Origin of the sequence: Pseudomonas sp. OTU750018, assembly GCF_011636575.1 — a bacterium.
Lineage (GTDB): Bacteria > Pseudomonadota > Gammaproteobacteria > Pseudomonadales > Pseudomonadaceae > Aquipseudomonas > Aquipseudomonas peli.
Window position 1 is genome coordinate 366,264 of record NZ_JAAPAU010000004.1, and the last position, 23,337, is coordinate 389,600.

Annotated in this window: 20 protein-coding genes and 1 tRNA gene; 20 read left to right on the plus strand and 1 reads right to left on the minus strand. The window is 58.0% G+C overall.

The features are described from left to right. Positions 1 to 20 precede the first annotated feature (20 nt). From dnaJ to HCI85_RS20440, 6 genes are all read left to right on the plus strand, one after another. Complete coding sequence (gene dnaJ, locus HCI85_RS20415; RefSeq protein WP_090255965.1) at positions 21 to 1,148, plus strand: molecular chaperone DnaJ; 1,128 nt, start codon at positions 21 to 23, stop codon at positions 1,146 to 1,148. Positions 1,149 to 1,219: 71 nt separating this feature from the next. Further along, on the plus strand, positions 1,220 to 2,023 hold the full coding sequence (dapB, locus tag HCI85_RS20420) for a 4-hydroxy-tetrahydrodipicolinate reductase (protein ID WP_167147721.1): 804 nt from the start codon (positions 1,220 to 1,222) through the stop codon (positions 2,021 to 2,023). Between the two features lie 209 nt (positions 2,024 to 2,232). Beyond that, complete coding sequence (gene carA / locus HCI85_RS20425; protein WP_167147725.1) at positions 2,233 to 3,381, plus strand: glutamine-hydrolyzing carbamoyl-phosphate synthase small subunit; 1,149 nt, start codon at positions 2,233 to 2,235, stop codon at positions 3,379 to 3,381. Between the two features lie 36 nt (positions 3,382 to 3,417). Then, entirely contained in the window at positions 3,418 to 6,639 is a 3,222-nt protein-coding gene (gene carB / locus HCI85_RS20430; protein ID WP_167147728.1) for a carbamoyl-phosphate synthase large subunit, read from the plus strand. Then, positions 6,636 to 7,112 (plus strand): transcription elongation factor GreA, encoded by a 477-nt coding sequence (gene greA / locus HCI85_RS20435; RefSeq protein WP_160088698.1) that lies wholly within the window; start codon positions 6,636 to 6,638, stop codon positions 7,110 to 7,112. Before carB ends, greA begins: the two co-directional genes overlap by 4 nt. Next, on the plus strand, positions 7,084 to 7,530 hold the full coding sequence (locus HCI85_RS20440) for a DUF4149 domain-containing protein (RefSeq protein ID WP_167147731.1): 447 nt from the start codon (positions 7,084 to 7,086) through the stop codon (positions 7,528 to 7,530). The genes greA and HCI85_RS20440 overlap by 29 nt, the downstream gene beginning before the upstream one ends. A 66-nt stretch (positions 7,531 to 7,596) precedes the next feature. Here HCI85_RS20440 and yhbY read toward each other — a convergent pair whose 3' ends face one another. Then, positions 7,597 to 7,908, minus strand: a complete 312-nt coding sequence (gene yhbY, locus HCI85_RS20445) for a ribosome assembly RNA-binding protein YhbY (RefSeq protein ID WP_090255972.1) — start codon at positions 7,906 to 7,908, stop codon at positions 7,597 to 7,599. Positions 7,909 to 8,010: 102 nt separating this feature from the next. Between yhbY and rlmE the strand changes: the two genes are divergently transcribed. The 14 genes from rlmE (at position 8,011) to pnp (ending at position 23,268) form a co-directional block, all read left to right on the plus strand. Continuing rightward, entirely contained in the window at positions 8,011 to 8,634 is a 624-nt protein-coding gene (rlmE, locus tag HCI85_RS20450) for a 23S rRNA (uridine(2552)-2'-O)-methyltransferase RlmE (RefSeq protein WP_090255973.1), read from the plus strand. 180 nt (positions 8,635 to 8,814) lie between these two features. Then, positions 8,815 to 10,731 (plus strand): ATP-dependent zinc metalloprotease FtsH, encoded by a 1,917-nt coding sequence (gene ftsH / locus HCI85_RS20455; protein ID WP_090255974.1) that lies wholly within the window; start codon positions 8,815 to 8,817, stop codon positions 10,729 to 10,731. A gap of 8 nt (positions 10,732 to 10,739) precedes the next feature. Continuing rightward, the gene (folP, locus tag HCI85_RS20460) at positions 10,740 to 11,591 is read left to right on the plus strand and encodes a dihydropteroate synthase (protein WP_167147734.1); all 852 of its coding nucleotides are present in this window, start codon (positions 10,740 to 10,742) and stop codon (positions 11,589 to 11,591) included. Positions 11,592 to 11,609: 18 nt separating this feature from the next. Continuing rightward, positions 11,610 to 12,947: a phosphoglucosamine mutase gene (gene glmM / locus HCI85_RS20465; protein WP_090255976.1), complete on the plus strand. Its 1,338-nt coding sequence runs from the start codon at positions 11,610 to 11,612 to the stop codon at positions 12,945 to 12,947. Between the two features lie 65 nt (positions 12,948 to 13,012). Next, positions 13,013 to 13,768, plus strand: a complete 756-nt coding sequence (tpiA, locus tag HCI85_RS20470) for a triose-phosphate isomerase (protein WP_167147737.1) — start codon at positions 13,013 to 13,015, stop codon at positions 13,766 to 13,768. Positions 13,769 to 13,772: 4 nt separating this feature from the next. Further along, positions 13,773 to 14,156, plus strand: a complete 384-nt coding sequence (gene secG / locus HCI85_RS20475; protein ID WP_167147740.1) for a preprotein translocase subunit SecG — start codon at positions 13,773 to 13,775, stop codon at positions 14,154 to 14,156. A gap of 25 nt (positions 14,157 to 14,181) precedes the next feature. After that, positions 14,182 to 14,267 (plus strand) — tRNA-Leu (locus HCI85_RS20480). 301 nt (positions 14,268 to 14,568) lie between these two features. Continuing rightward, complete coding sequence (gene rimP / locus HCI85_RS20485) at positions 14,569 to 15,030, plus strand: ribosome maturation factor RimP (RefSeq protein WP_090255979.1); 462 nt, start codon at positions 14,569 to 14,571, stop codon at positions 15,028 to 15,030. 67 nt (positions 15,031 to 15,097) lie between these two features. Continuing rightward, complete coding sequence (gene nusA / locus HCI85_RS20490) at positions 15,098 to 16,579, plus strand: transcription termination factor NusA (RefSeq protein ID WP_090255980.1); 1,482 nt, start codon at positions 15,098 to 15,100, stop codon at positions 16,577 to 16,579. Positions 16,580 to 16,606: 27 nt separating this feature from the next. After that, positions 16,607 to 19,096 carry a translation initiation factor IF-2 gene (infB, locus tag HCI85_RS20495; protein ID WP_167147743.1) on the plus strand — a complete coding sequence of 830 codons (2,490 nt, stop codon included), beginning with the start codon at positions 16,607 to 16,609 and terminating at the stop codon, positions 19,094 to 19,096. Between the two features lie 107 nt (positions 19,097 to 19,203). Further along, positions 19,204 to 19,608 carry a 30S ribosome-binding factor RbfA gene (rbfA, locus tag HCI85_RS20500; RefSeq protein WP_167147747.1) on the plus strand — a complete coding sequence of 135 codons (405 nt, stop codon included), beginning with the start codon at positions 19,204 to 19,206 and terminating at the stop codon, positions 19,606 to 19,608. Positions 19,609 to 19,612: 4 nt separating this feature from the next. Further along, positions 19,613 to 20,530, plus strand: coding sequence for a tRNA pseudouridine(55) synthase TruB (gene truB / locus HCI85_RS20505; protein ID WP_090255983.1), 918 nt, complete (start codon positions 19,613 to 19,615; stop codon positions 20,528 to 20,530). A gap of 155 nt (positions 20,531 to 20,685) precedes the next feature. Then, a complete protein-coding gene (gene rpsO, locus HCI85_RS20510) occupies positions 20,686 to 20,955 on the plus strand; it encodes a 30S ribosomal protein S15 (protein ID WP_090255984.1) in 270 nt (89 codons plus the stop codon). Positions 20,956 to 21,162: 207 nt separating this feature from the next. After that, positions 21,163 to 23,268, plus strand: a complete 2,106-nt coding sequence (gene pnp / locus HCI85_RS20515) for a polyribonucleotide nucleotidyltransferase (protein WP_167147750.1) — start codon at positions 21,163 to 21,165, stop codon at positions 23,266 to 23,268. The last annotated feature ends 69 nt before the right edge of the window (positions 23,269 to 23,337 follow it).

The window sequence follows — 23,337 nt, forward strand, 5'->3', positions numbered from 1 at the left end:
TTTAAAGGTGTTGAAGACTTATGGCTAAACGCGATTTTTATGAGGTGCTCGGTGTCGAGCGCGGCGCCAGCGAAGCGGAGCTGAAAAAAGCCTACCGCCGTCTGGCCATGAAGTATCACCCCGACCGTAACCCGGACGATAAAGCCGCCGAAGAGAAGTTCAAGGAAGCCAACGAGGCTTACGAAGTGCTTTCCGATGCGGCCAAACGTTCGGCTTACGATCAGTACGGCCACGCCGGTGTCGATCCGCAAATGGGTGGCGGCGGTGGCGGCCCGGGCGGGGCGAACTTCTCCGATATCTTCGGTGATGTATTTAGCGATTTCTTCGGTGGCGGTGGTCGTGGCGGTCAACGTGGCGGCGCACAGCGCGGCAGTGACCTGCGCTACACCCTGGAGCTGGACCTGGAAGAAGCGGTGCGCGGCACTACGGTGACCATTCGCGTGCCGACGCTGGTCAATTGCAAACCTTGCGATGGCTCGGGCGCGAAGAAGGGCACCACGCCGGTGACCTGTACCACCTGTGGTGGTATTGGCCAGGTGCGTATGCAGCAAGGCTTCTTCTCGGTGCAGCAGACCTGTCCCCGTTGCCACGGCAGCGGCAAGATGATCACCGATCCTTGCGGCTCCTGCCACGGTCACGGCCGGGTCGAAGAGCACAAGACCTTGTCGGTTAAAGTGCCGGCTGGCGTCGATACCGGCGACCGCATTCGTCTGTCTGGCGAAGGCGAGGCAGGTGCCATGGGCGGCCCGGCGGGCGACCTGTACGTGGTGGTGAATGTGCGCGAGCACGCGATCTTCCAGCGCGACGGCAAGCACCTGTACTGCGAAGTGCCGATCAGCTTTGCCGATGCGGCCCTGGGTGGCGAGCTGGAAGTGCCGACCCTGGATGGTCGAGTCAAGCTGAAGATCCCGGAAGGCACGCAGACCGGCAAGATGTTCCGCTTGCGTGGCAAGGGCGTCGCGCCCGTGCGTGGTGGTGGTGCCGGCGACTTGATGTGCAAGGTGGCGGTGGAAACCCCGGTCAACCTAGACAAACGTCAGCGCGAACTGCTTGATGAGTTCCGCAAAACCCTGGAAGGCGACAGCTCGCATTCGCCGAAGGCCAATGGCTGGTTCGAAGGCGTTAAGCGCTTCTTTGGCGACCTGTAAATCCCGCTGACAGGCTGCGCGGTCGCTAAGCGGCTGCTGCAGTCTGTGGCGACAGCTTGGAGCTGATAGCTATGCAACGTATTGCTGTGATGGGCGCCGCCGGGCGTATGGGCAAGACCCTGGTCGAAGCCGTGCAGCTGGTCGATGGTGCAAGACTGAGTGCGGCGATTGATCGTGCCGATAGCAGCCTGGTTGGTGCGGATGTTGGTGAGCTGGTGGCGCAGGGCAAGATTGGCGTCAATCTGTCCGGCGATCTGAGTGCGGTGCTCGATCAGTTCGATGTGCTGATCGACTTCACCCATCCGTCGGTGACCCTGAAAAACCTGGAAATCTGCCGTCAGGCCGGTAAGTCTATGGTGATCGGCACCACCGGTTTTTCCCCGGCAGAAAAGCAGCTGCTGGCTGATGCCGGTAAACAGATTTCCATCGTGTTTGCCGCCAACTTCAGTGTCGGCGTCAATCTGTGCCTGAAATTGCTCGACACTGCGGCGCGGGTTCTAGGTGATGACGTGGATATCGAAATCATCGAAGCTCATCACCGTCACAAGGTCGATGCTCCGTCCGGCACCGCCTTGCGTATGGGTGAAGTAGTGGCCAATGCCCTGGGGCGTGATCTGCAGAAGGTCGCTGTCTATGGTCGTGAAGGCCAGACCGGTGCGCGCGAGCGCGAAACCATCGGTTTTGCCACGGTGCGCGCTGGTGATGTGGTGGGTGATCACACCGTGTTGTTCGCCGCTGATGGCGAGCGTGTGGAAATCACCCACAAGGCATCCAGTCGTATGACCTTCGCCAAAGGCGCTGTACGCGCGGCGTTGTGGTTGCACCAGCGGCAGCCGGGCCTGTACGACATGCAGGACGTTCTGGGGCTTAACTGAGGCATTCTGTCGCAGGAATGTGTTTTACCTGGGTCTGAGTCGCAACTGGCGGTGGACCCAAAAGGCAGTTTCCTGTAAGCTTTCTGCTTTAGTGTGTCCACTAAAGTTGCGCAGAATGAATCAGATAAAAAAGCGGGGTGACGGTCGATACGTCATCCCGCTTTTTTACAATCTGCGTTTGCTTCACGTTTTGATTTTCGGAGGTTTTCTTGAGTAAGCCAGCCCTTAAACCTGCCATTTTGGCTCTTGCTGATGGCAGTATTTTTCGCGGCGAGGCCATCGGTGCCGATGGCCAAACTATTGGAGAGGTGGTTTTTAACACCGCCATGACCGGCTATCAGGAAATCCTTACCGATCCTTCCTATGCCCAGCAGATTGTCACCCTGACCTATCCGCACATCGGCAACACCGGCACTACGCCGGAAGACGCCGAGTCCAATCGCGTATGGGCAGCTGGCCTGATTATCCGTGACCTGCCGCTGACCTCCAGTAACTGGCGCAACAAGCAGCCGCTGGATGAATACCTCAAGGAAAACGGCACCGTCGCCATTGCTGGTATCGACACCCGTCGCCTGACCCGCACCCTGCGTGAGAAAGGTTCGCAGAACGGCTGCATTTTGGTTGGCGATGACGCCACTGAAGAAAAAGCCCTGGAATTGGCGCGTAGCTTCCCCGGCCTGAAAGGCATGGACCTGGCCAAAGTGGTGAGCTGCACTGAGCGCTATGAGTGGCGCTCCAGCGTGTGGAACCTGAAAGACGACAGTCACCCCGAAATTCCAGCCAGTGAGCTGAAATACCACGTGGTGGCTTACGACTACGGGGTTAAGTGGAACATCCTGCGCATGCTGGTTGAGCGTGGCTGCCGCCTGACTGTAGTGCCGGCGCAAACACCCGCCGCTGACGTGCTGGCGCTTAATCCTGATGGCGTGTTCCTGTCCAACGGCCCAGGTGATCCCGAGCCTTGTGACTACGCGATCCAGGCAATCAAGGATGTACTGGAAACTGATATTCCGGTGTTCGGTATCTGCCTCGGTCATCAGTTGCTGGCTCTGGCCTCAGGCGCCAAAACCCTGAAGATGGGTCACGGTCACCATGGCGCTAACCACCCTGTGCAAGACCTCGACACCGGTGTGGTGATGATCACCAGCCAGAACCACGGTTTTGCTGTGGATGAGGCTACTCTGCCGAGCAATCTGCGCGCTATCCACAAGTCGCTGTTTGACGGTTCTCTGCAGGGTATTGAGCGTACTGATAAGGATGCCTTTAGCTTCCAGGGTCACCCTGAAGCGAGCCCCGGTCCAGCCGATGTGGCCCCGCTGTTCGACCGCTTTATCGAAACCATGGCCAAGCGCCGCTAAACCTCGCCGACTGACCCAAGGATTCGAGTAACCGCTATGCCAAAACGTACTGACATTAAAAGCATCCTGATCCTCGGCGCTGGCCCGATCGTTATCGGCCAGGCCTGCGAGTTCGACTATTCCGGTGCCCAGGCGTGTAAAGCGCTGAAAGAAGAGGGTTACCGCGTCATTCTGGTGAACTCAAACCCGGCCACCATCATGACCGACCCGGCCATGGCGGACGCCACCTATATCGAGCCGATCAAGTGGTCCACCGTGGCCAAGATCATCGAGAAGGAGCGCCCAGACGCGCTGCTGCCAACCATGGGTGGCCAGACCGCGCTGAACTGCGCGCTGGACCTAGAGAAGCACGGTGTACTGGAAAAGTTCGGCGTCGAGATGATTGGTGCCAACGCCGACACCATCGACAAGGCTGAAGACCGTTCACGCTTCGACAAGGCGATGAAAGACATCGGCCTGGCTTGCCCGGTTTCCGGCATCGCGCACAACATGGAAGAAGCCTACGGCGTGCTGGAGAAGGTTGGCTTCCCGTGCATCATCCGTCCGTCCTTCACCATGGGCGGCACCGGTGGCGGTATTGCTTACAACCGTGAAGAGTTCGAAGAAATCTGCGCCCGCGGTATCGATCTGTCGCCAACCAGCGAGCTGCTGATCGACGAATCGCTGATCGGCTGGAAAGAGTACGAGATGGAAGTGGTCCGCGATAAAAAGGACAACTGCATCATCGTCTGCGCCATTGAAAACTTCGACCCGATGGGCGTGCACACCGGTGACTCGATCACCGTGGCTCCGGCGCAAACCCTGACCGACAAGGAATACCAGATCCTGCGTAACGCCTCCCTGGCTGTATTGCGCGAGATCGGCGTGGAAACTGGCGGCTCCAACGTGCAGTTCGGCATCTGCCCGAACACCGGCCGTATGGTCGTCATCGAGATGAACCCGCGCGTGTCGCGCTCCTCTGCGCTGGCTTCCAAGGCCACTGGCTTCCCGATCGCCAAGATCGCCGCCAAACTGGCGGTGGGTTACACCCTTGATGAGCTGTCCAACGACATCACCGGCGGTCGCACCCCGGCCTCGTTCGAGCCGGCCATCGACTACGTCGTAACCAAGATCCCGCGTTTTGCCTTCGAGAAGTTCCCGAAAGCCGATGCCCGCCTGACTACGCAGATGAAGTCGGTCGGTGAAGTCATGGCTATCGGCCGTACCTTCCAGGAATCCCTGCAGAAAGCCCTGCGCGGTCTGGAAGTGGGCGTTTCGGGCCTCGACCCGATGCTCGATCTGGCCGATCCTGAAGTTGAAAGCACCCTGCGTCGCGAACTGACTGTGCCAAGCGCTGATCGTATCTGGTACATCGGCGATGCCTTCCGTGCCGGCAAAACCGTGGCCGAAGTCTTCGAGCTGACCAATATCGATGAATGGTTCCTGGTGCAGATTGAAGATCTGATCAAGGACGAAGAGCGCATCAAGACCCTGGCGTTGTCGAGCATTGATCGTGACTCGATGTACAAGCTCAAGCGTAAAGGCTTCTCCGATATTCGCTTGGCCAAGCTGCTTGGCGTGACCGAGAAAACCCTGCGTAGCCAGCGCCACAAGTTGAAAGTGCTGCCGGTGTACAAGCGCGTCGACACTTGCGCCGCCGAGTTCGCCACCGACACCGCTTACATGTATTCGACCTACGAGGAAGAGTGCGAAGCCAATCCGTCGAGCCGCGACAAGATCATGATCCTCGGTGGCGGGCCGAACCGTATCGGTCAGGGTATCGAGTTCGACTACTGCTGCGTACACGCGGCACTGGCGCTGCGCGAAGACGGTTACGAGACCATCATGGTCAACTGCAACCCGGAAACCGTCTCTACCGACTACGACACCTCCGATCGTCTGTACTTCGAGCCGGTAACCCTGGAAGACGTGCTGGAAATCGTCCGCGTCGAGCAGCCGAAAGGTGTGATCGTGCAGTACGGCGGCCAAACTCCGCTGAAAATCTGCCGCGCCCTTGAAGAAGCCGGCGTACCAATCATCGGTACCTCGCCTGATGCCATCGACCGCGCCGAAGATCGCGAGCGCTTCCAGCAGATGGTTCAGCGCCTCGGTCTGCGTCAGCCGGCTAACGCCACCGCGCGCAGCGAAGACGAGGCCTTGGCCCACTCCAAGACCATCGGTTACCCGCTGGTGGTGCGTCCTTCCTATGTACTGGGCGGCCGTGCGATGGAAATCGTCTACCAGGAAGACGAGCTCAAGCGTTATATGCGCGAAGCGGTAAAAGTCTCCAACGACAGCCCGGTGCTGCTCGATCACTTCCTCAACTGCGCCATCGAAGTGGACGTGGATGCGGTGTGCGACGGCGAAACCGTGGTGATCGGCGCGATCATGCAACACATTGAGCAGGCTGGTGTGCACTCGGGCGACTCTGCCTGTTCGCTGCCGCCGTACTCACTGCCAATGCACATCCAGGACGAGATCCGCGAGCAGGTCAAGAAAATGGCCTTGGAGCTCGACGTGGTGGGCCTGATGAACGTGCAGATGGCCGTGCAGGGTGAGGACATCTTCGTCATTGAAGTGAACCCGCGCGCCTCGCGTACCGTACCGTTTGTCTCCAAGTGCGTCGGCGTTTCGCTGGCCAAGGTGGCTGCGCGCGTGATGGCCGGCAAAACTCTGGCTGAAGCCGGCTACACCGCCGAGATCATTCCGCCGTACTTCAGCGTCAAGGAAGCGGTGTTCCCGTTCGCCAAGTTCCCAGGCGTCGACCCGATCCTCGGCCCAGAAATGAAGTCCACCGGTGAAGTGATGGGTGTGGGCGACACGTTCGGTGAAGCCTTCGCCAAGGCCCAGTCGGGTGCCAGTGAGATTCTGCCAAACGCTGGCGTGGCCTTTATCAGCGTGCGTGACGATGATAAGCCGCTGGTAGCTGGCGTGGCGCGTGACCTGATTGAGCTGGGCTTTGAGGTGGTGGCCACTGCCGGTACCGCCAAGCTGATCGAGGCAGCGGGTTTGCCCGTGCGTCGCGTCAACAAGGTAACCGAGGGGCGCCCGCACGTGGTCGATATGATCAAGAATGATGAAGTCACTCTGATTATCAACACCACTGAAGGTCGTCAGTCAATTGCTGACTCCTACTCCATTCGTCGTAACGCTCTGCAGCACAAGATCTACTGCACCACCACCATTGCGGCGGGGCAGGCGATCTGTGAGGCGCTGAAGTTCGGTCCCGAGAAGACTGTGCGCCGTCTGCAGGATCTGCATGCAGGAATCAACGCATGATCAAATACCCAATGACCGTCCAGGGCGCGCGCGCCCTGGAAGAGGAGCACGCTCACCTGACCAAGGTGGTGCGTCCCAAACTGAGCCAGGATATCGGCACTGCGCGCGAGCTCGGTGACCTCAAAGAGAACGCTGAGTACCATGCCGCGCGCGAGCAGCAGGGTATGGTCGAGGCGCGTATCCGTGATATCGAGGGCCGCCTGCAGAATGCGGTGATCATTGACGTCACCACGATTGAGCACACGGGTAAGGTGATTTTCGGCACCACCGTGGAAATCGCCAACTGCGAAACCGATGAAAGCGTCACTTACCAGATCGTGGGTGAGGACGAAGCTGACATCAAGCAGCGCAAGATTTCTGTAGGCTCACCTATCGCCCGCGCCTTGATCGGCAAGAGTGAGGGGGATGTGGTCGTGGTGCAGACGCCGAGCGGTGCGCTGGAGTATGAGATTGTCGAGGTTCGCCATCTCTAAGCCGCTGGTGCGTGACGCTGGCGCAATCAGCTGGCTGCTGGCTCAGACGCTCTGGGTTGGCGGCCTCTGGTTGCTACATTTTTTGCTGCTGCCTGCAATTGCCAAGCTCGGCCTGGCCTCATTGCTAGTGGAAGAAATCGGCAATACCTTGCGGCCATTGCTGGTTGGCCTGGCGGCGGTTTGCGCCGGACTCCAGGTGCTGGTACTGATTCGTGCCGAACGCCTGGCAAGCCTGTGGCGTGATACCCGCGGGCAATTGCTATTGGTTGTAGTAGCGATGGCGGGCAGTTACTTTGCTGTGCGCCAGCTGCTGCCAGAGGCTGAACTGTGGTTGATGTTCAGTTACTTGGTCATGGCCTTTTGCGGCCTGTTGCTGGTGTTGCAGCCGCTGCCGCAAAAGCTCAGGCACAAGCCCTAAGCAGTAAGATTGGGCAGGATAGGTGGGTTGCAAAGGCGCTGAGCGCGCCTTGCAACGGCTGATAGATCAGCCGTGATGACGGTGAACGTTGGAAAGGTTCTTGTTCACTTTCGGGTTCTTGCGGTAGATCAACGCCATTTTGCCAATCACCTGCACCAGCTCGGCTTTGCCGGCTTTGCACAGTTCATTGATGGCCGTAAGGCGATCTTCGCGCTCAGTGATGCGTAATTGCACTTTAATCAGTTCATGATCGCTCAGTGCGCGTTCCAGTTCAGTCAGCACACCTTCGGTCAGACCGTTGTCAGCCACGATCAATACAGGCTTCAAATGGTGACCGATAGATTTGAATTGTTTCTTCTGCTCTTGAGTGAGCGGCATAATCTGATTCCTGCATTTAATCTGGTAAAAAACGGCGGTTAGTTTACCCGAGCGACTTCGGGGCCGCCCAGATATTCATGCGTTGCACATTCGAGGTATTGCGTGGCCCGTTCCAAGACCAGTCAAGGTTGGCTGAAAGAGCATTTCAACGACCCCTACGTCAAAATGGCGCAGAAGGATGGCTATCGCTCGCGCGCCAGCTACAAGTTGCTGGAAATTCAGGAGAAGGATCGCATCCTGCGGCCTGGCATCACTGTAGTCGATCTGGGTGCAGCCCCGGGCGGCTGGTCGCAAGTCACCAGTCGGGTGATCGGTGACAAGGGGCGTTTGATCGCGTCAGATATCTTGGAGATGGACAGCATCCCGGATGTCACCTTTATCAAGGGCGACTTTACCGATGATGCGGTGTTCGCGCAGATTCTCGAAGCCATCGGTGATCATCCGGTAGACCTTGTGATTTCCGATATGGCCCCCAATATGAGTGGGGTAAGGGAATCGGATCAGCCGCGGGCGATGTACCTGTGCGAGCTGGCGCTGGATTTGTCGACCCGGGTATTGCGTCCGGGTGGTGATTTTCTGATCAAGATCTTCCAGGGTGAAGGTTTCGATCTGTACCACAAGCAGGTGCGTCAGCTGTTCGACAAGGTGCAGATGCGCAAGCCGCTGTCCTCGCGTGACCGCTCCCGCGAGCAATATCTGCTGGCGCGAGGCTTTCGCGGTCTCTGAGGCAGCAAGGTGTTCGGCGAATTGTGCTGAGCTCTTGTGGTCTCACAACAAATAAAGGGTTACAGACGGCGCCTGCCAGGGGCGGGCGTTGTGTAGTAAGTTAGATCGGTACATAACTGGTCGTCATGCGAAGTGCGCTTCGACACGGGGCCTGCTTCAGAGGGTAGCTAATTGAACGACATGGCAAAGAATCTGGTCCTGTGGCTGATCATCGCCGCCGTCTTGGTGACGGTGATGAACAATTTTTCCAGCCCAACTGAGTCGAACAAACTCAATTATTCGCAGTTTATCCAGCAGGTTCAGGATGGCGGCGTTAAGCGAGTGACAGTTGATGGCTTCATCATTAGCGGTACCCGTACCGATGGTTCCTCGTTCGAGACCGTGCGTCCGGCGATTCAGGACAATGGCCTGATTAAGGACCTGATGGACAACAACGTCGAGATCGTCGGCAAGCAGCCTGAGCAGCAGAGCATCTGGACTCAGTTGCTGGTCGCCAGCTTCCCGATTCTGGTGATCATCGCCGTGTTCATGTTCTTTATGCGCCAGATGCAAGGTGGAGCCGGCGGTAAAGGTGGGCCGATGAGTTTCGGTAAGAGCAAGGCGCGCCTGCTCTCGGAAGATCAGGTCAAGACGACCTTCGCTGACGTCGCCGGTTGCGACGAGGCCAAGGAAGAAGTCAGCGAGCTGGTTGAGTTCCTGCGTGATCCAGGCAAATTCCAGCGTCTCGGTGGGCGTATTCCGCGCGGCGTGCTGATGGTGGGCTCGCCAGGTACCGGTAAGACACTGCTGGCCAAGGCGGTTGCTGGCGAAGCCAAAGTGCCGTTCTTCACCATTTCTGGTTCGGACTTCGTGGAAATGTTCGTTGGTGTCGGTGCATCCCGTGTGCGTGACATGTTCGAGCAAGCCAAGAAGCACGCGCCGTGCATTATCTTTATCGATGAGATCGACGCTGTGGGTCGCCATCGTGGTGCTGGTATGGGCGGTGGTCACGACGAGCGTGAACAGACCCTCAACCAGTTGCTGGTGGAGATGGACGGCTTCGAAATGAATGACGGCATCATCGTCATTGCCGCCACCAACCGTCCTGACGTGCTCGACCCTGCGCTGCTTCGCCCGGGCCGTTTCGACCGTCAGGTTGTGGTGGGTCTGCCGGACATCCGTGGTCGCGAGCAGATTCTCAAAGTGCATATGCGCAAAGTGCCAATGGGCGAAGACGTTGCTCCAGCCGTGATTGCGCGTGGTACGCCGGGCTTCTCCGGTGCCGACCTGGCCAACCTGGTCAACGAGGCCTCGCTCTTCGCTGCCCGTGCTGGTAAGCGTGTGGTCGAGATGAAAGAGTTCGAGCTGGCCAAAGACAAGATCATGATGGGCGCCGAGCGCAAAACCATGGTCATGTCGGACAAGGAAAAGCTCAACACCGCATTCCACGAAGCCGGCCACGCGATTGTCGGGCGCCTGGTGCCTGAGCATGACCCGGTTTACAAGGTGTCGATTATTCCGCGTGGCCGTGCCCTGGGTGTGACCATGTTCCTGCCTGAGGAAGACCGTTACAGCCTGAGCAAGCGTGCGCTGACCAGTCAGATCTGCTCGCTGTTCGGCGGTCGGATTGCTGAAGAAATGACCTTGGGTTTCGATGGCGTCACCACGGGTGCGTCCAACGACATCATGCGTGCCACCCAGTTGGCCAAGAACATGGTCACCAAGTGGGGTTTGTCGGAAAAACTCGGTCCGCTGATGTACGCGGAAGAAGAGGGTGAGGTTTTCCTTGGTCGTAGCATGGGTAGTAACCAGAGCAACGTCTCTGCCGATACCGCCAAGCTGATCGACCAAGAAGTGCGCAGCATCATTGATGAGTGCTACGGCACCGCCAAGCGCCTGTTGCAGGAAAATCGCGACAAGCTTGATGCGATGGCTGAAGCGTTGATGAAGTACGAAACCATTGATGCCGAGCAGATCGAAGACATCATGAATGGTCTCGCGCCGCGTGAGCCGAAAGGCTGGCAGGGTGGTGACGACAACAACGGCACGCCGACTGCGCCAGTTGAAGTCGCTGAGTCCACAGAGAAGCCAATTGGTGGTCCAGCCGCCGAGCTATAAGGTTTTCCATGTCTGTTGCGCCAACCTTCGACCGGCTGCCCTGTGGCAGCCGGTTTCTTGATTTAAGCCGTCCGCAAGTGATGGGCATCCTAAACGTCACTCCTGACTCCTTCTCCGATGGTGGGCGCTACGGCCAGCGTGATGCTGCGTTGCGTCATGCCGAGGCTATGCTTAAGGCGGGGGCGACACTGATTGATGTGGGTGGTGAGTCGACGCGCCCTGGCGCTCGTGCGGTTTCTCCCGTTGAGGAGCTGGAGCGGGTTGCGCCCGTCGTTGAGGCCATTGCCCGCGAGCTGGATGTGATCATTTCGGTGGACACTTCAACGCCAGCAGTCATTCGCGAAACTGCGCGGCTGGGTGCTGGGTTGATCAATGACGTGCGTTCGCTGCAGCGTGATGGTGCGCTGGACGCTGCGGCTGACAGTGGTCTGCCGGTATGCCTGATGCATATGCGCGGTGAGCCCACTACCATGCAGCAGAATCCACAATACCCAGACGTCGTCGCAGAAGTGCGCGAGTTTCTGCTTGAGCGGCTGGCTGCCTGTTCGGCGGCTGGGATTGGCGCTGAGCGAGTCATTCTTGATCCGGGTTTTGGTTTTGCGAAAACCTTGGAGCACAACCTGTCGCTGTTCAAGCATTTGCAGGCGCTGCATGCGCTAGGGCGGCCGCTGCTGGTCGGGGTGTCGCGCAAGAGTATGATCGGCAAGGTGCTAGGGCATGAGGTGGGCGAGCGCCTATATGGCAGTCTGGCCTTGGCTGCGTTGGCGCTGAGCAAGGGCGCACACATCCTGCGAGTGCACGATGTGGCGCAAACAGTTGATGTGGTAAGGATGATCGCCGCGGTTGAAGCGGCCGAATAAGTTAGAAGGAATTGTGGGATGGGTAGAAAATATTTTGGTACTGACGGTATTCGTGGGCGTGTCGGTGACTTCCCTATAACCCCGGAATTCATGCTCAAGCTCGGCTGGGCAGCCGGGATGGCATTTCGCAAGCAGGGCAAGTGCCGCATTCTGATCGGCAAGGACACACGCATCTCCGGTTATATGTTCGAGTCTGCCTTGGAGGCTGGCTTGTCCGCTGCCGGCGCGGATGTGATGCTGCTCGGCCCGATGCCGACGCCGGCAATCGCTTACCTGACCCGTACCTTCCATGCCGAGGCCGGAATCGTTATCAGTGCCTCGCACAACCCCCACCATGACAACGGCATCAAGTTCTTCTCCGGGCAGGGCACCAAACTGCCAGACGAAATTGAGCTGATGATCGAAGAGTTGCTTGATCAACCGATGACGGTGGTCGAGTCCGAGCAGCTGGGCAAGGTCTCGCGAATCAACGATGCCGCTGGGCGCTATATCGAATTCTGTAAGAGCAGTGTGCCGAGCAGTACCGACTTCGCTGGGCTCAAGATCGTCGTCGATTGCGCCCATGGCGCGGCGTATAAGGTTGCACCTAGCGTATTCCGTGAGTTGGGGGCGCAGGTCACTGTGCTTTCAGCCCAGCCTAATGGCTTGAATATCAATGATAACTGCGGCTCGACTCACGTCGAGGCCTTGCAGGCCGAAGTGCTTGCACAGCAGGCTGATCTGGGTATCGCCTTTGATGGCGATGCGGATCGGGTGTTGATGGTCGATCACTCCGGCGCTGTAGTTGATGGGGATGAGCTGCTGTTTATCATCGCTCGCGATCTGCTGGAGCGCGGCAAGCTGCAGGGCGGGGTCGTCGGTACGCTGATGAGTAACCTTGGATTGGAGCTGGCTCTGGCTGATCTGGGCATACCGTTTGTGCGGGCCAAGGTTGGCGACCGTTACGTGATTGCCGAGTTGCTGTCGCGCAACTGGCAGTTGGGTGGTGAGAATTCGGGGCATCTGGTGTGTTTCCAGCACACCACTACCGGTGATGCAATTATCGCCGCACTGCAGGTGCTGATGGCGCTCAAGCGTCGTGAGCAAACCCTGGGTGAGGCGCGTCTGGGTATGCAGAAGTGCCCGCAGGTGCTGGTGAACGTACGCTTTGCCGGTGGTGTTGATCCGTTGGAGCATCCGGCTGTGCAGCAGGCCAGTGCGCGGGTGACCGAGCAGATGGCCGGTCGTGGGCGGGTGTTGCTGCGTAAATCCGGCACCGAGCCGTTGGTGCGAGTTATGGTTGAAGGTGATGACGAAGGCCAGGTGCGCGGCTATGCCGATGAATTGGCTAAAGTTGTTGCGGATGTATGTGCTTGATTCGGCTTGCCAGTCTGGTAGCTGTTGGGTAACATCTGCGCCCTCTTTGACCGACGAGGTAAAGCATGCGTCGCCCAATGGTTGCTGGTAACTGGAAAATGCACGGTACCCGCGCCAGCGTCGTAGAGCTGATCAACGGTCTCAATCAGCAGGCGTTGCCTGCTGGTGTAGATGTAGCGGTCTTTCCGTCTTGTTTGCATCTTGGCCAGGTGGTTGATGGTTTGGCAGGCAAGGCTGTTGTGGTAGGCGCGCAAGATTGCGCAACCGAAGCGCAGCAAGGTGCTTTGACTGGTGAAGTGGCGGCAAGTCAGTTGCATGACGCGCACTGTTCGCTGGTGCTGGTCGGTCACTCCGAGCGTAGGTTGCTGCTGGGTGAGAGTGATGAAGTTGTGACGCGCAAATTTGCTGCGGCGCAGTCTTCGGGTTTGCTCCCAGTGCTGTGTGTCGGTGAGACCCTTGCTCAGCGTGAGGCGGGGCAGACACTTGAAGTGGTTGCGGCGCAGTTGTCTGCCGTGACTGATGCTTTGGGTGTGGAGGTGTTTTCAGCTGCGGTCATCGCTTATGAGCCGGTTTGGGCTATTGGCACTGGTTTGACTGCATCGCCTGCGCAAGCACAGGAAGTGCATTCTGCGATTCGTGCGCAGTTGGCGGCGAAAAGCCCTGAGTTAGCAGGCAAAGTAAGAATTCTTTATGGTGGCAGCGTCAAGGCCGCCAGTGCTGCCGAGTTGTTCGGTATGCCGGATATCGATGGGGGGCTTGTAGGTGGAGCCTCTCTGAATGCGGATGAGTTCGGTGCGATTTGTCGCGCCGCAGGAAGCTAAAGAAATGCTGGAAACAGTTATCGTTGTTCTTCATCTGCTGGGCGCCATCGGTGTTGTTGCGCTGGTTTTGTTGCAGCAGGGTAAAGGCGCAGATGCAGGTGCCTCGTTCGGTGCGGGTGCTTCTTCTACCGTATTCGGTAGCCAAGGAAGTACTACCTTTCTGAGTCGAGTTACTGCTATACTTGCCGCCGGTTTTTTCATGACTAGCTTGGGTTTAGCGTTCTTTGCTAAAGACAAAGCTGATGGTATGGCTCAGGTTGGTTTGCCTGATCCAGCAGTCCTGGAAGTGCAGCAGTCTAAGCCGGCTGTTGAAGATGTACCTGTTCTTGATGCAGCTAAGCCGGCAGTCGAAGCGGCGGACGTACCTCAGGCTCCAGAGCAGCAGTAATAGGTTGTATGCAGTAAACGATTTTGCCGAGGTGGTGGAATTGGTAGACACGCTACCTTGAGGTGGTAGTGGCCATAGGCTGTAGGGGTTCGAGTCCCCTTCTCGGTACCATTTTTCAGGAAGGCCCGCTTGATGCGGGCCTTTTTGTTGCTGGAGTGTCGATTGACCCTGTGCAGGGTTAGGTCGTATAATCCGGCCCCAGCTTTGATGTAGGAATGAGCAGCAAAGTCGCTCCTCGGATGTTAAGTCCGAAGCTGGCTGGGTTAAACCAGCCCCCGCATTGAGTTGCAGAGGAGCCCCTTTCAAGGGGCTTTTTGCTAGCTGGATGACAGCTTTACCGGCCTTTAGAGGGCGGTTCGATGATGGGCGATTCGCCCATTTTTTATTTCTACAGCATGCGCGAGGGGTTCAGGTGTCGAGCAAGCTAGAACAGTTGCAGGCCTTGGTGGCCCCGGTAGTCGAGGCCCTTGGCTACCAATGTTGGGGTGTCGAGTTCCTGTCACAAGGGCGGCATTCTCTGCTGCGAATTTATATTGATAAACAGCCTGACGGCGTATTGATCGAGGACTGTGAAATTGTCAGTCGGCAGATCAGTGGCGTGCTCGATGTCGAGGACCCGATCAGCGCTGAGTACACCCTTGAGGTGTCCTCGCCAGGTATGGATCGGCCGCTGTTCACCCTTGAACAGTTCGCCAGCCATGCCGGTGAGCAAGTAAAGATCAAGCTGCGCTCACCTTTTGAAGGTCGACGCAATTTTCAGGGCCTTCTACGCGGTGTGGAAGAGCAGGACGTGGTGGTGCAGGTGGATGACCATGAATTCCTGTTGCCGATCGACATGATCGACAAGGCCAACATTATCCCCAGGTTTGATTGAGACGCGGATCCCGCGCAAGTGGCGCGGATAGCGCGGATCCAATGGATTGCGAAAGGCGAGGCGTACGATGAGCAAAGAAGTACTGCTGGTTGTTGAGTCGGTATCCAACGAAAAGGGTGTACCGGCGAGCGTAATTTTTGAAGCGCTGGAGCTGGCTTTAGCCACTGCTACCAAAAAGCGTTTTGAAGACGAAGTGGAGTTGCGTGTGGCGATCAATCGTCAGACTGGCAACTACGAAACATTCCGCTGCTGGACAGTGGTTGAAGAAAGTGACTTTGATGACCCTGCACACCAGGTCACCACGGACATGCCGCGTGCAGTCGAAGCCAATGCCAAAGTTGGCGACGTGCTTGAAGAGAAGATCGAGTCCATTGAGTTCGGTCGTATTGCCGCGCAAACCGCCAAACAAGTGATTGTGCAGAAAGTTCGCGAAGCTGAGCGCGCTCAGGTGGTTGAGGCTTACCGCGAGCGTCTGGGTGAAATCATCTCCGGCACCGTAAAAAAAGTGACCCGCGACAGCGTGATTGTTGATCTGGGTAACAACGCCGAAGCCATGTTGGCGCGCGAAGACATCATCTCCCGCGAGACTTTCCGTGTTGGTGTGCGCCTGCGTGCTCTGCTCAAGGAAATTCGCACCGAGAACCGCGGTCCGCAGTTGATCCTCTCGCGTACCGCCCCGGAAATGCTCATCGAGCTGTTCCGTATTGAAGTGCCAGAAATTGCCGAAGAGCTGATCGAAGTCATGGGCGCGTCCCGTGATCCTGGCTCGCGCGCCAAGTTGGCTGTGCGTTCCAAAGACAAGCGCATCGACCCGCAGGGTGCCTGTATCGGCATGCGCGGTTCGCGCGTGCAGGCGGTTTCCGGCGAGTTGGCTGGCGAGCGTGTAGACATCGTGCTGTGGGATGACAATCCTGCGCAGTTCGTGATCAACGCCATGTCGCCGGCCGAGGTTGCAGCCATCATCGTCGACGAAGATGCCCATGCCATGGACATCGCCGTTGGCGCAGACAACCTTGCTCAGGCCATTGGCCGTGGCGGTCAAAACGTGCGTTTGGCCAGTCAGTTGACTGGCTGGACCCTGAACGTGATGACCGAGGCGGACATTCAGGCCAAGCAGCAAGCAGAAACAGGCGACATCCTGCAGCGCTTTATCGATGAGCTGGAAGTCGACGAAGAACTGGCCCAGGTGTTGGTCGAAGAGGGCTTCACCAGCCTTGAAGAAATTGCCTATGTGCCGATGGAAGAGATGCTCAGCATCGATGGTTTTGACGAGGATATCGTCAATGAGCTCCGTGCTCGTGCCAAAGATCGCCTGCTGACCAAAGCCATCGCCAACGAGGAAAAGCTGGCAGATGCCCACCCAGCCGAAGACTTGCTCTCGCTTGAGGGGATGGATAAGGCGCTTGCGCATGAACTGGCAGTGCGCGGCGTTGTTAACCGCGAAGACCTGGCCGAGCAGTCTATTGATGACCTGCTCGACATCGACGGTATCGACGCTGAGCGAGCCGGCAAGTTGATCATGGCCGCCCGAGCCCATTGGTTCGAGTAAGCAGTTGCGGCCTGAGGAGAGAAATGCATGACGCAAGTCACGGTTAAAGAACTGGCCCAAGTGGTCAATACACCGGTTGAACGCCTGCTGCAGCAGATGAGTGAGGCAGGTTTGCCGCACAAAAGTGCTGATCAAGCAGTCACTGACAGTGAGAAACAGGCCTTGTTGGCCCATCTCAAGAGCAGTCACGGCGACAGCAAAACAGAAGAGCCGCGCAAAATTACTTTGCAGCGCAAAACTACCAGCACCCTGCGGGTTGCTGGCAGTAAGACCATCAGTGTTGAAGTGCGCAAGAAGAAGACCTTCGTTAAGCGCAGCGCTGAAGAGATCGAAGCTGAAAAGCAGCGTGAGCTGGCTGAACAGCGTGCTGTCGCTGAAGCTGCCAAAGCAAAAGCTGACGAAGAAGCTAAGCGCCGCGCCGCAGAAGAAGCACAGCGTCCTGCACCTGTAGCGGGTGAGGCTGTGGTTGAAGCCGCTCCGGTTGTAGCAGTTGAGCTACCGGTAGTGGCTGCCCCGGTGGCTGACGAGCGTAAGAAAGACGAGCCTCGTCGTCCCGATAAGGCCCGCAATGATGACGCCGACCGTCGTGGTGGCGAGCGCAAGACCACTCAGCATCGCCCGACCGTCAAGGAAAAGGCCCCGGCACCACGTGTTGCGCCGCGCACCATCGACGAAGAAAGCGACAGCTTCCGTCGTGGCGGTCGTGGCAAGGCCAAGCTGAAGAAGCGTAATGCTCACGGCTTCCAGAGCCCGACAGGCCCGATCGTGCGTGAAGTGAAGATTGGCGAGACCATCACTGTGGGCGATCTGGCTCAGCAGATGTCGGTCAAAGCCGCTGAAATCATCAAGTTCATGTTCAAGCTGGGTACCCCTGCGACCATCAACCAGGTGCTGGATCAGGAAACTGCCCAGTTGGTTGCTGAAGAGCTGGGTCACAAAGTTACCCTGGTCAGCGACACCGCCCTGGAAGACTCCCTGGCTGAGTCGCTGAAGTTCGAAGGCGAAACCTTTGCTCGTGCGCCGGTTGTGACCGTTATGGGTCACGTTGACCACGGTAAAACTTCGCTGCTCGACTACATTCGTCGCGCCAAGGTGGCGGCTGGCGAAGCTGGCGGTATCACCCAGCACATCGGTGCCTACCACGTAGAAACCGAGCGCGGCATGGTTACCTTCCTCGACACCCCTGGTCACGCCGCGTTTACCGCCATGCGTGCCCGTGGTGCCAAGGCGACCGACATCGTCATCCTCGTGGTTGCTGCCGACGACGGCGTGATGCCGCAAACCATTGAAGCCGTTCAGCATGCTCAGGCAGCTGGCGTGCCGCTGGTGGTTGCAGTGAACAAGATCGACAAGCCGGGCGCTGACCTTGATCGCATTCGTAGCGAGCTGTCGGTGCACGGTGTGACCTCGGAAGAGTGGGGCGGTGATACGCCGTTCGTTCCTGTGTCGGCAAAAGTCGGTACCGGTGTCGACGAACTGCTCGAAGCCGTACTGCTGCAAGCCGAGATCCTTGAGCTGAAAGCCACTCCGTCGGCCCCAGGGCGTGGTGTTGTGGTTGAATCGCGTCTGGATAAAGGCCGCGGTCCGGTTGCGACCGTACTGGTTCAGGACGGTACTCTGCGCCAAGGCGATATGGTGCTGATCGGTTCCAACTACGGCCGTATCCGCGCCATGCTCGACGAGAACGGTAAGCCGATCAAAGAAGCGGGCCCGTCGATTCCAGTCGAGATTCTGGGCTTGGACGGCACCCCGGATGCTGGCGACGACATGAGCGTGCTGGCTGACGAGAAGAAGGCACGCGAAGTCGCTCTGTTCCGTCAAGGCAAGTTCCGCGAAGTGAAGCTGGCCCGTGCTCACGCCGGCAAGCTGGAAAACATCTTCGAGAACATGGGCCAGGAAGAGAAGAAGACGCTCAACATCGTCCTCAAATCCGACGTCCGTGGTTCGTTGGAAGCGCTGCAAGGCTCGCTCAGCGGCCTGGGTAACGATGAAGTGCAGGTGCGTGTGGTCGGTGGCGGCGTCGGTGGTATCACCGAGTCCGATGCCAACCTGGCGCTGGCCTCCAACGCTGTACTGTTCGGCTTCAACGTACGTGCCGATGCCGGTGCGCGCAAGATCGTCGAGCAGGAAGGTCTGGATATGCGTTACTACAACGTGATCTACGACATTATCGAAGACGTTAAGAAGGCCCTGACCGGCATGCTCGGCAGCGATGTTCGCGAGAACATTCTGGGTATTGCCGAAGTGCGTGACGTGTTCCGTTCGCCGAAATTCGGTGCGATTGCAGGTTGTATGGTGGTTGAAGGTACGGTCTACCGTAACCGTCCAATCCGCGTACTGCGCGACGACGTGGTGATCTTCGAAGGCGAGTTGGAATCCCTGCGTCGCTTCAAAGACGATGCCTCCGAAGTGCGTAATGGCATGGAGTGCGGTATCGGCGTGAAGAGCTACAACGACGTTAAGGTCGGCGACAAGATCGAAGTGTTCGAGAAAGTCCAAGTGGCTCGTAGCCTGTAAGCACGAGTCGCAACACGCAGCGCCCGGCCCCGCATTTGCGCGGCCGGGCGTTTGCCGCTTTTAGGTCCGCTGCTTTCAGGCAGCGCGACGAGTGAAGGTAGTAAGAAATGGCCAAAGAATTTAGCCGGGCTCAGCGCATCGGCGACCAGATACAGCGCGAATTGGCGCAGTTGATCCGCCTTGAAGTCAAAGACCCGCGTCTTGGCGGCCTGGTGACCATCACTGCGGTGGAAGTTAGCCGCGACTCCAGTCACGCCAAGGTGTTTGTCACCATCATGGGAGCTGAGCCTGAAGAGGGTGTCGATCCCGTCGTGCAGAGCATCAAGGTGCTCAACGATGCCAGCGGCTTCCTTCGCATGCAGCTGGGCAAGGCAATGAAGCTGCGCAGCGTGCCGAACCTGCGTTTCCATTACGACGAAAGCGTGATTCGCGGTGCGCAGTTGTCGGCATTGATCGAGCGCGCGGTCAGTGAAGACCGCCAGCACGAAGATGAACCCGAGGCCAAGGAGTAAGCGCGTGGCCCAGGTCAAACGTATTCGTCGTGCCGTCGATGGCATCATCCTGCTGGATAAGCCCAAGGGCTTTAGCTCCAACGCCGCCTTGCAAAAGGTGCGCTGGTTGCTGAATGCCGAGAAGGCCGGGCACACCGGTAGCCTTGATCCCCTGGCCACCGGCGTTCTGCCGTTGTGCTTCGGCGAGGCGACCAAGTTCTCCCAGTACCTGTTGGATGCCGACAAAGGCTACGAAACCCTGATGCAGCTGGGGGTCACCACCACCACGGCTGATGCTGAAGGTGAGGTGCTGGAGCGTCGCCCAGTGACCGTTGGTCGCGCCGATATTGAAGCGGCGCTACCCGGTTTTCGTGGTGAAATCAGCCAGATACCGCCGATGTACTCGGCGCTCAAGCGTGACGGGCAGCCCCTTTATAAGTTGGCCCGTGCCGGTGAAGTAGTGGAGCGTGAGCCGCGTTCTGTTACTATTGCGCGCCTGGAATTACTGGACTGCGAAGCGGAGCAAGCGCGCCTGGCGGTCGATTGCAGCAAAGGCACCTATATCCGCACGCTGGTCGAAGACATTGGCCACCTGCTGGGTTGCGGTGCACACGTTGCAGAGCTGCGCAGAACCAAAGCCGGCCCGTTCGACCTGAGCCGCACCGTAACGCTCGAAGAGCTGGAGCGGGTGCATGGCGAAGGTGGCAATGAGGCCGTTGACCAGTTCCTGCAACCGGTCGACAGCGGTCTGCAACACTGGCCGCTGCTGCAGTTCTCCGAGCACAGTTCGTTCTACTGGCTGCAAGGGCAGCCGGTACGCGCCCCGGAAGCGCCGAAGTTCGGCATGGTTCGGGTGCAAGATCACAACGGTCGCTTTATCGGTATCGGTGAAGTGAGCGAAGACGGGCGCATTGCGCCGCGTCGTTTGATTCGGTCAGCATGACCGTAGCGCAGGCCTGGGGTTTCGGCTCTGGTGTGCGTGTATCGAGGGTGGCTGTTAATAGGCACGGTCATACCTCACTTAAAAACACGGGAAGCGATTCCCGGCCTATTGAAATGGTTGCTTTGCAGCCGTTTCTTAACTGAGAGGATTGCCCCATGGCACTCAGCGTTGAAGAAAAAGCCCAGATCGTAACTGACTACCAGCAAGCTGCTGGCGACACCGGTAGCCCGGAAGTGCAAGTTGCACTGCTGTCCGCCAACATCAACAAGCTGCAAGGCCACTTCAAGGCCAACGGTAAAGATCACCACAGCCGTCGTGGTCTGATCCGTATGGTTAACCAGCGTCGTAAGCTGCTGGACTACCTGAAGGGTAAGGACACCAGTCGTTACAGCGCCCTGATCGGTCGCCTGGGTCTGCGTCGCTAAGCAATGCTTACGCGTAGCTGACTGCCGAAGCTGGAAGTGGGGTTTACCCTGCTTCCAGCTTTTGCTTTTCTGCTTTAGCTGTTTTGGACGATAGCGGGTCCGATTCCCGTAACCGCCCACTCATTCTGTAAGACCCGTCTGTTCACATGCTGAACAACGGCTGCAAGAAACGCTTTCCCCAAGGGCAACAAAGAGAAGGAAAACACCGTGAACCCGGTAATCAAGAAGTTTCAGTTCGGTCAATCGACCGTTACCCTCGAGACAGGCCGTATCGCCCGTCAAGCCTCCGGCGCAGTGCTGGTCACCGTTGACGACGACGTCGCCGTACTGGTTGCTGTAACCGGTGCCAAGACTGCTGACCCAAGCAAAGGCTTTTTCCCGCTGTCCGTGCACTATCAGGAAAAAACCTACGCAGCCGGCAAGATCCCCGGCGGTTTCTTCAAGCGTGAAGCCCGTCCTTCCGAGAAGGAAACCCTGACTTCGCGCCTGATCGACCGTCCGATCCGTCCGCTGTTCCCAGAAGGTTTCCAGAACGAAGTGCAGGTCATCTGCACCGTGATCTCCACCAGCAAGAAGACCGATCCGGACATCGCTGCGATGATCGGTACCTCGGCTGCGCTGGCCATCTCCGGCATCCCGTTCAACGGTCCGATCGGTGCTGCGCGCGTAGCCTTCCACCCGGAAACCGGCTACCTGCTGAACCCGACTTACGAGCAACTCAAGGCCTCCAGCCTGGACATGGTCGTAGCCGGCACCAAAGACGCCGTACTGATGGTTGAATCGGAAGCTAAAGAGCTGACCGAAGACCAGATGCTGGGCGCTGTACTGTTCGCCCATGACGAATTCCAGGTGGTGATCAACGCTGTTGCCGAGCTGGCTGCTGAAGCCGCCAAGCCGACGTGGGACTGGCAGCCAAAAGCTGAGAACACTGCACTTCTGAACGCTATCCGTAGCGAGTTCGGCGAGGCGATCTCCCAGGCTTACACCATCACCGTCAAGCACGAGCGTTATGCTCGTCTGGGTGAGCTGCGCAATGAAATCGTTGCCAAGTTCTCCGGTGAAGAAGGCCAGCCGTCTGCTGGTGAAGTCAAAGACGCTTTCGGCGAAATCGAATACCGCACCGTTCGCGAGAATATCGTTAACGGCAAGCCGCGTATCGATGGCCGTGACACCCGCACTGTGCGCGGCCTGAACATCGAAGTGGGTGTTCTGGACAAGACCCACGGTTCGGCGCTGTTCACCCGTGGTGAGACTCAGGCTCTGGTGGTTGCCACCCTCGGTACCGCGCGCGACGCACAGCTGCTCGACACCCTGGAAGGCGAGAAGAAAGACCCCTTCATGCTGCACTACAACTTCCCGCCTTACTCGGTGGGCGAGTGTGGTCGCATGGGCGCTACCGGTCGCCGCGAAATCGGTCACGGCCGTCTGGCGCGTCGTTCGGTTCAGGCCATGTTGCCTGCTGCTGACGTGTTTCCGTACACCATTCGTGTGGTTTCGGAAATCACCGAGTCCAACGGTTCCAGCTCCATGGCTTCGGTTTGCGGTGCATCCCTGGCTCTGATGGATGCCGGTGTGCCGATGAAGGCGCCGGTTGCTGGTATCGCCATGGGTCTGGTTAAAGAAGGCGAGAAATTCGCCGTTCTGACCGACATCCTCGGCGACGAAGATCATCTGGGCGACATGGACTTCAAAGTAGCCGGTACCGCCAATGGCGTTACTGCGCTGCAGATGGACATCAAGATCCAGGGCATCACCGAAGAAATCATGGAAATCGCCCTGAATCAGGCCCTTGAAGCACGCCTGAACATTCTCGGTCAGATGAACAAGATCATCGCAACTTCGCGCACCGAGTTGTCGGCTAACGCCCCAACCATGATCGCGATGAAGATCGACCAGGACAAGATTCGCGACGTGATCGGCAAAGGTGGTGCAACCATCCGCGCGATCTGCGAAGAAACCAAGGCGTCGATCGACATCGAGGACGACGGTTCGATCAAGATCTTCGGCGAAACCAAGGAAGCGGCCGAGGCTGCGCGTCAGCGCGTACTGGGCATCACCGCGGAAGCCGAGATCGGCAAGATCTACGTCGGTAAGGTTGAGCGCATCGTCGACTTCGGTGCCTTCGTCAACATCCTGCCGGGCAAAGACGGTCTGGTGCACATCTCCATGCTGAGCGACGCTCGCGTTGAGAAAGTGACTGACATTCTGAAAGAAGGTCAGGAAGTTGAAGTTCTGGTACTGGACGTGGACAACCGCGGCCGTATCAAGCTGTCGATCAAGGATGTAGCTGCTGCCAAGGCTTCGGGCGTTTAATCGCCGCGTTGCTTAACAGCAGAAAAGAGGGCCCTTCGGGGCCCTCTTTTTTTGCCTGTAGATAAAGCG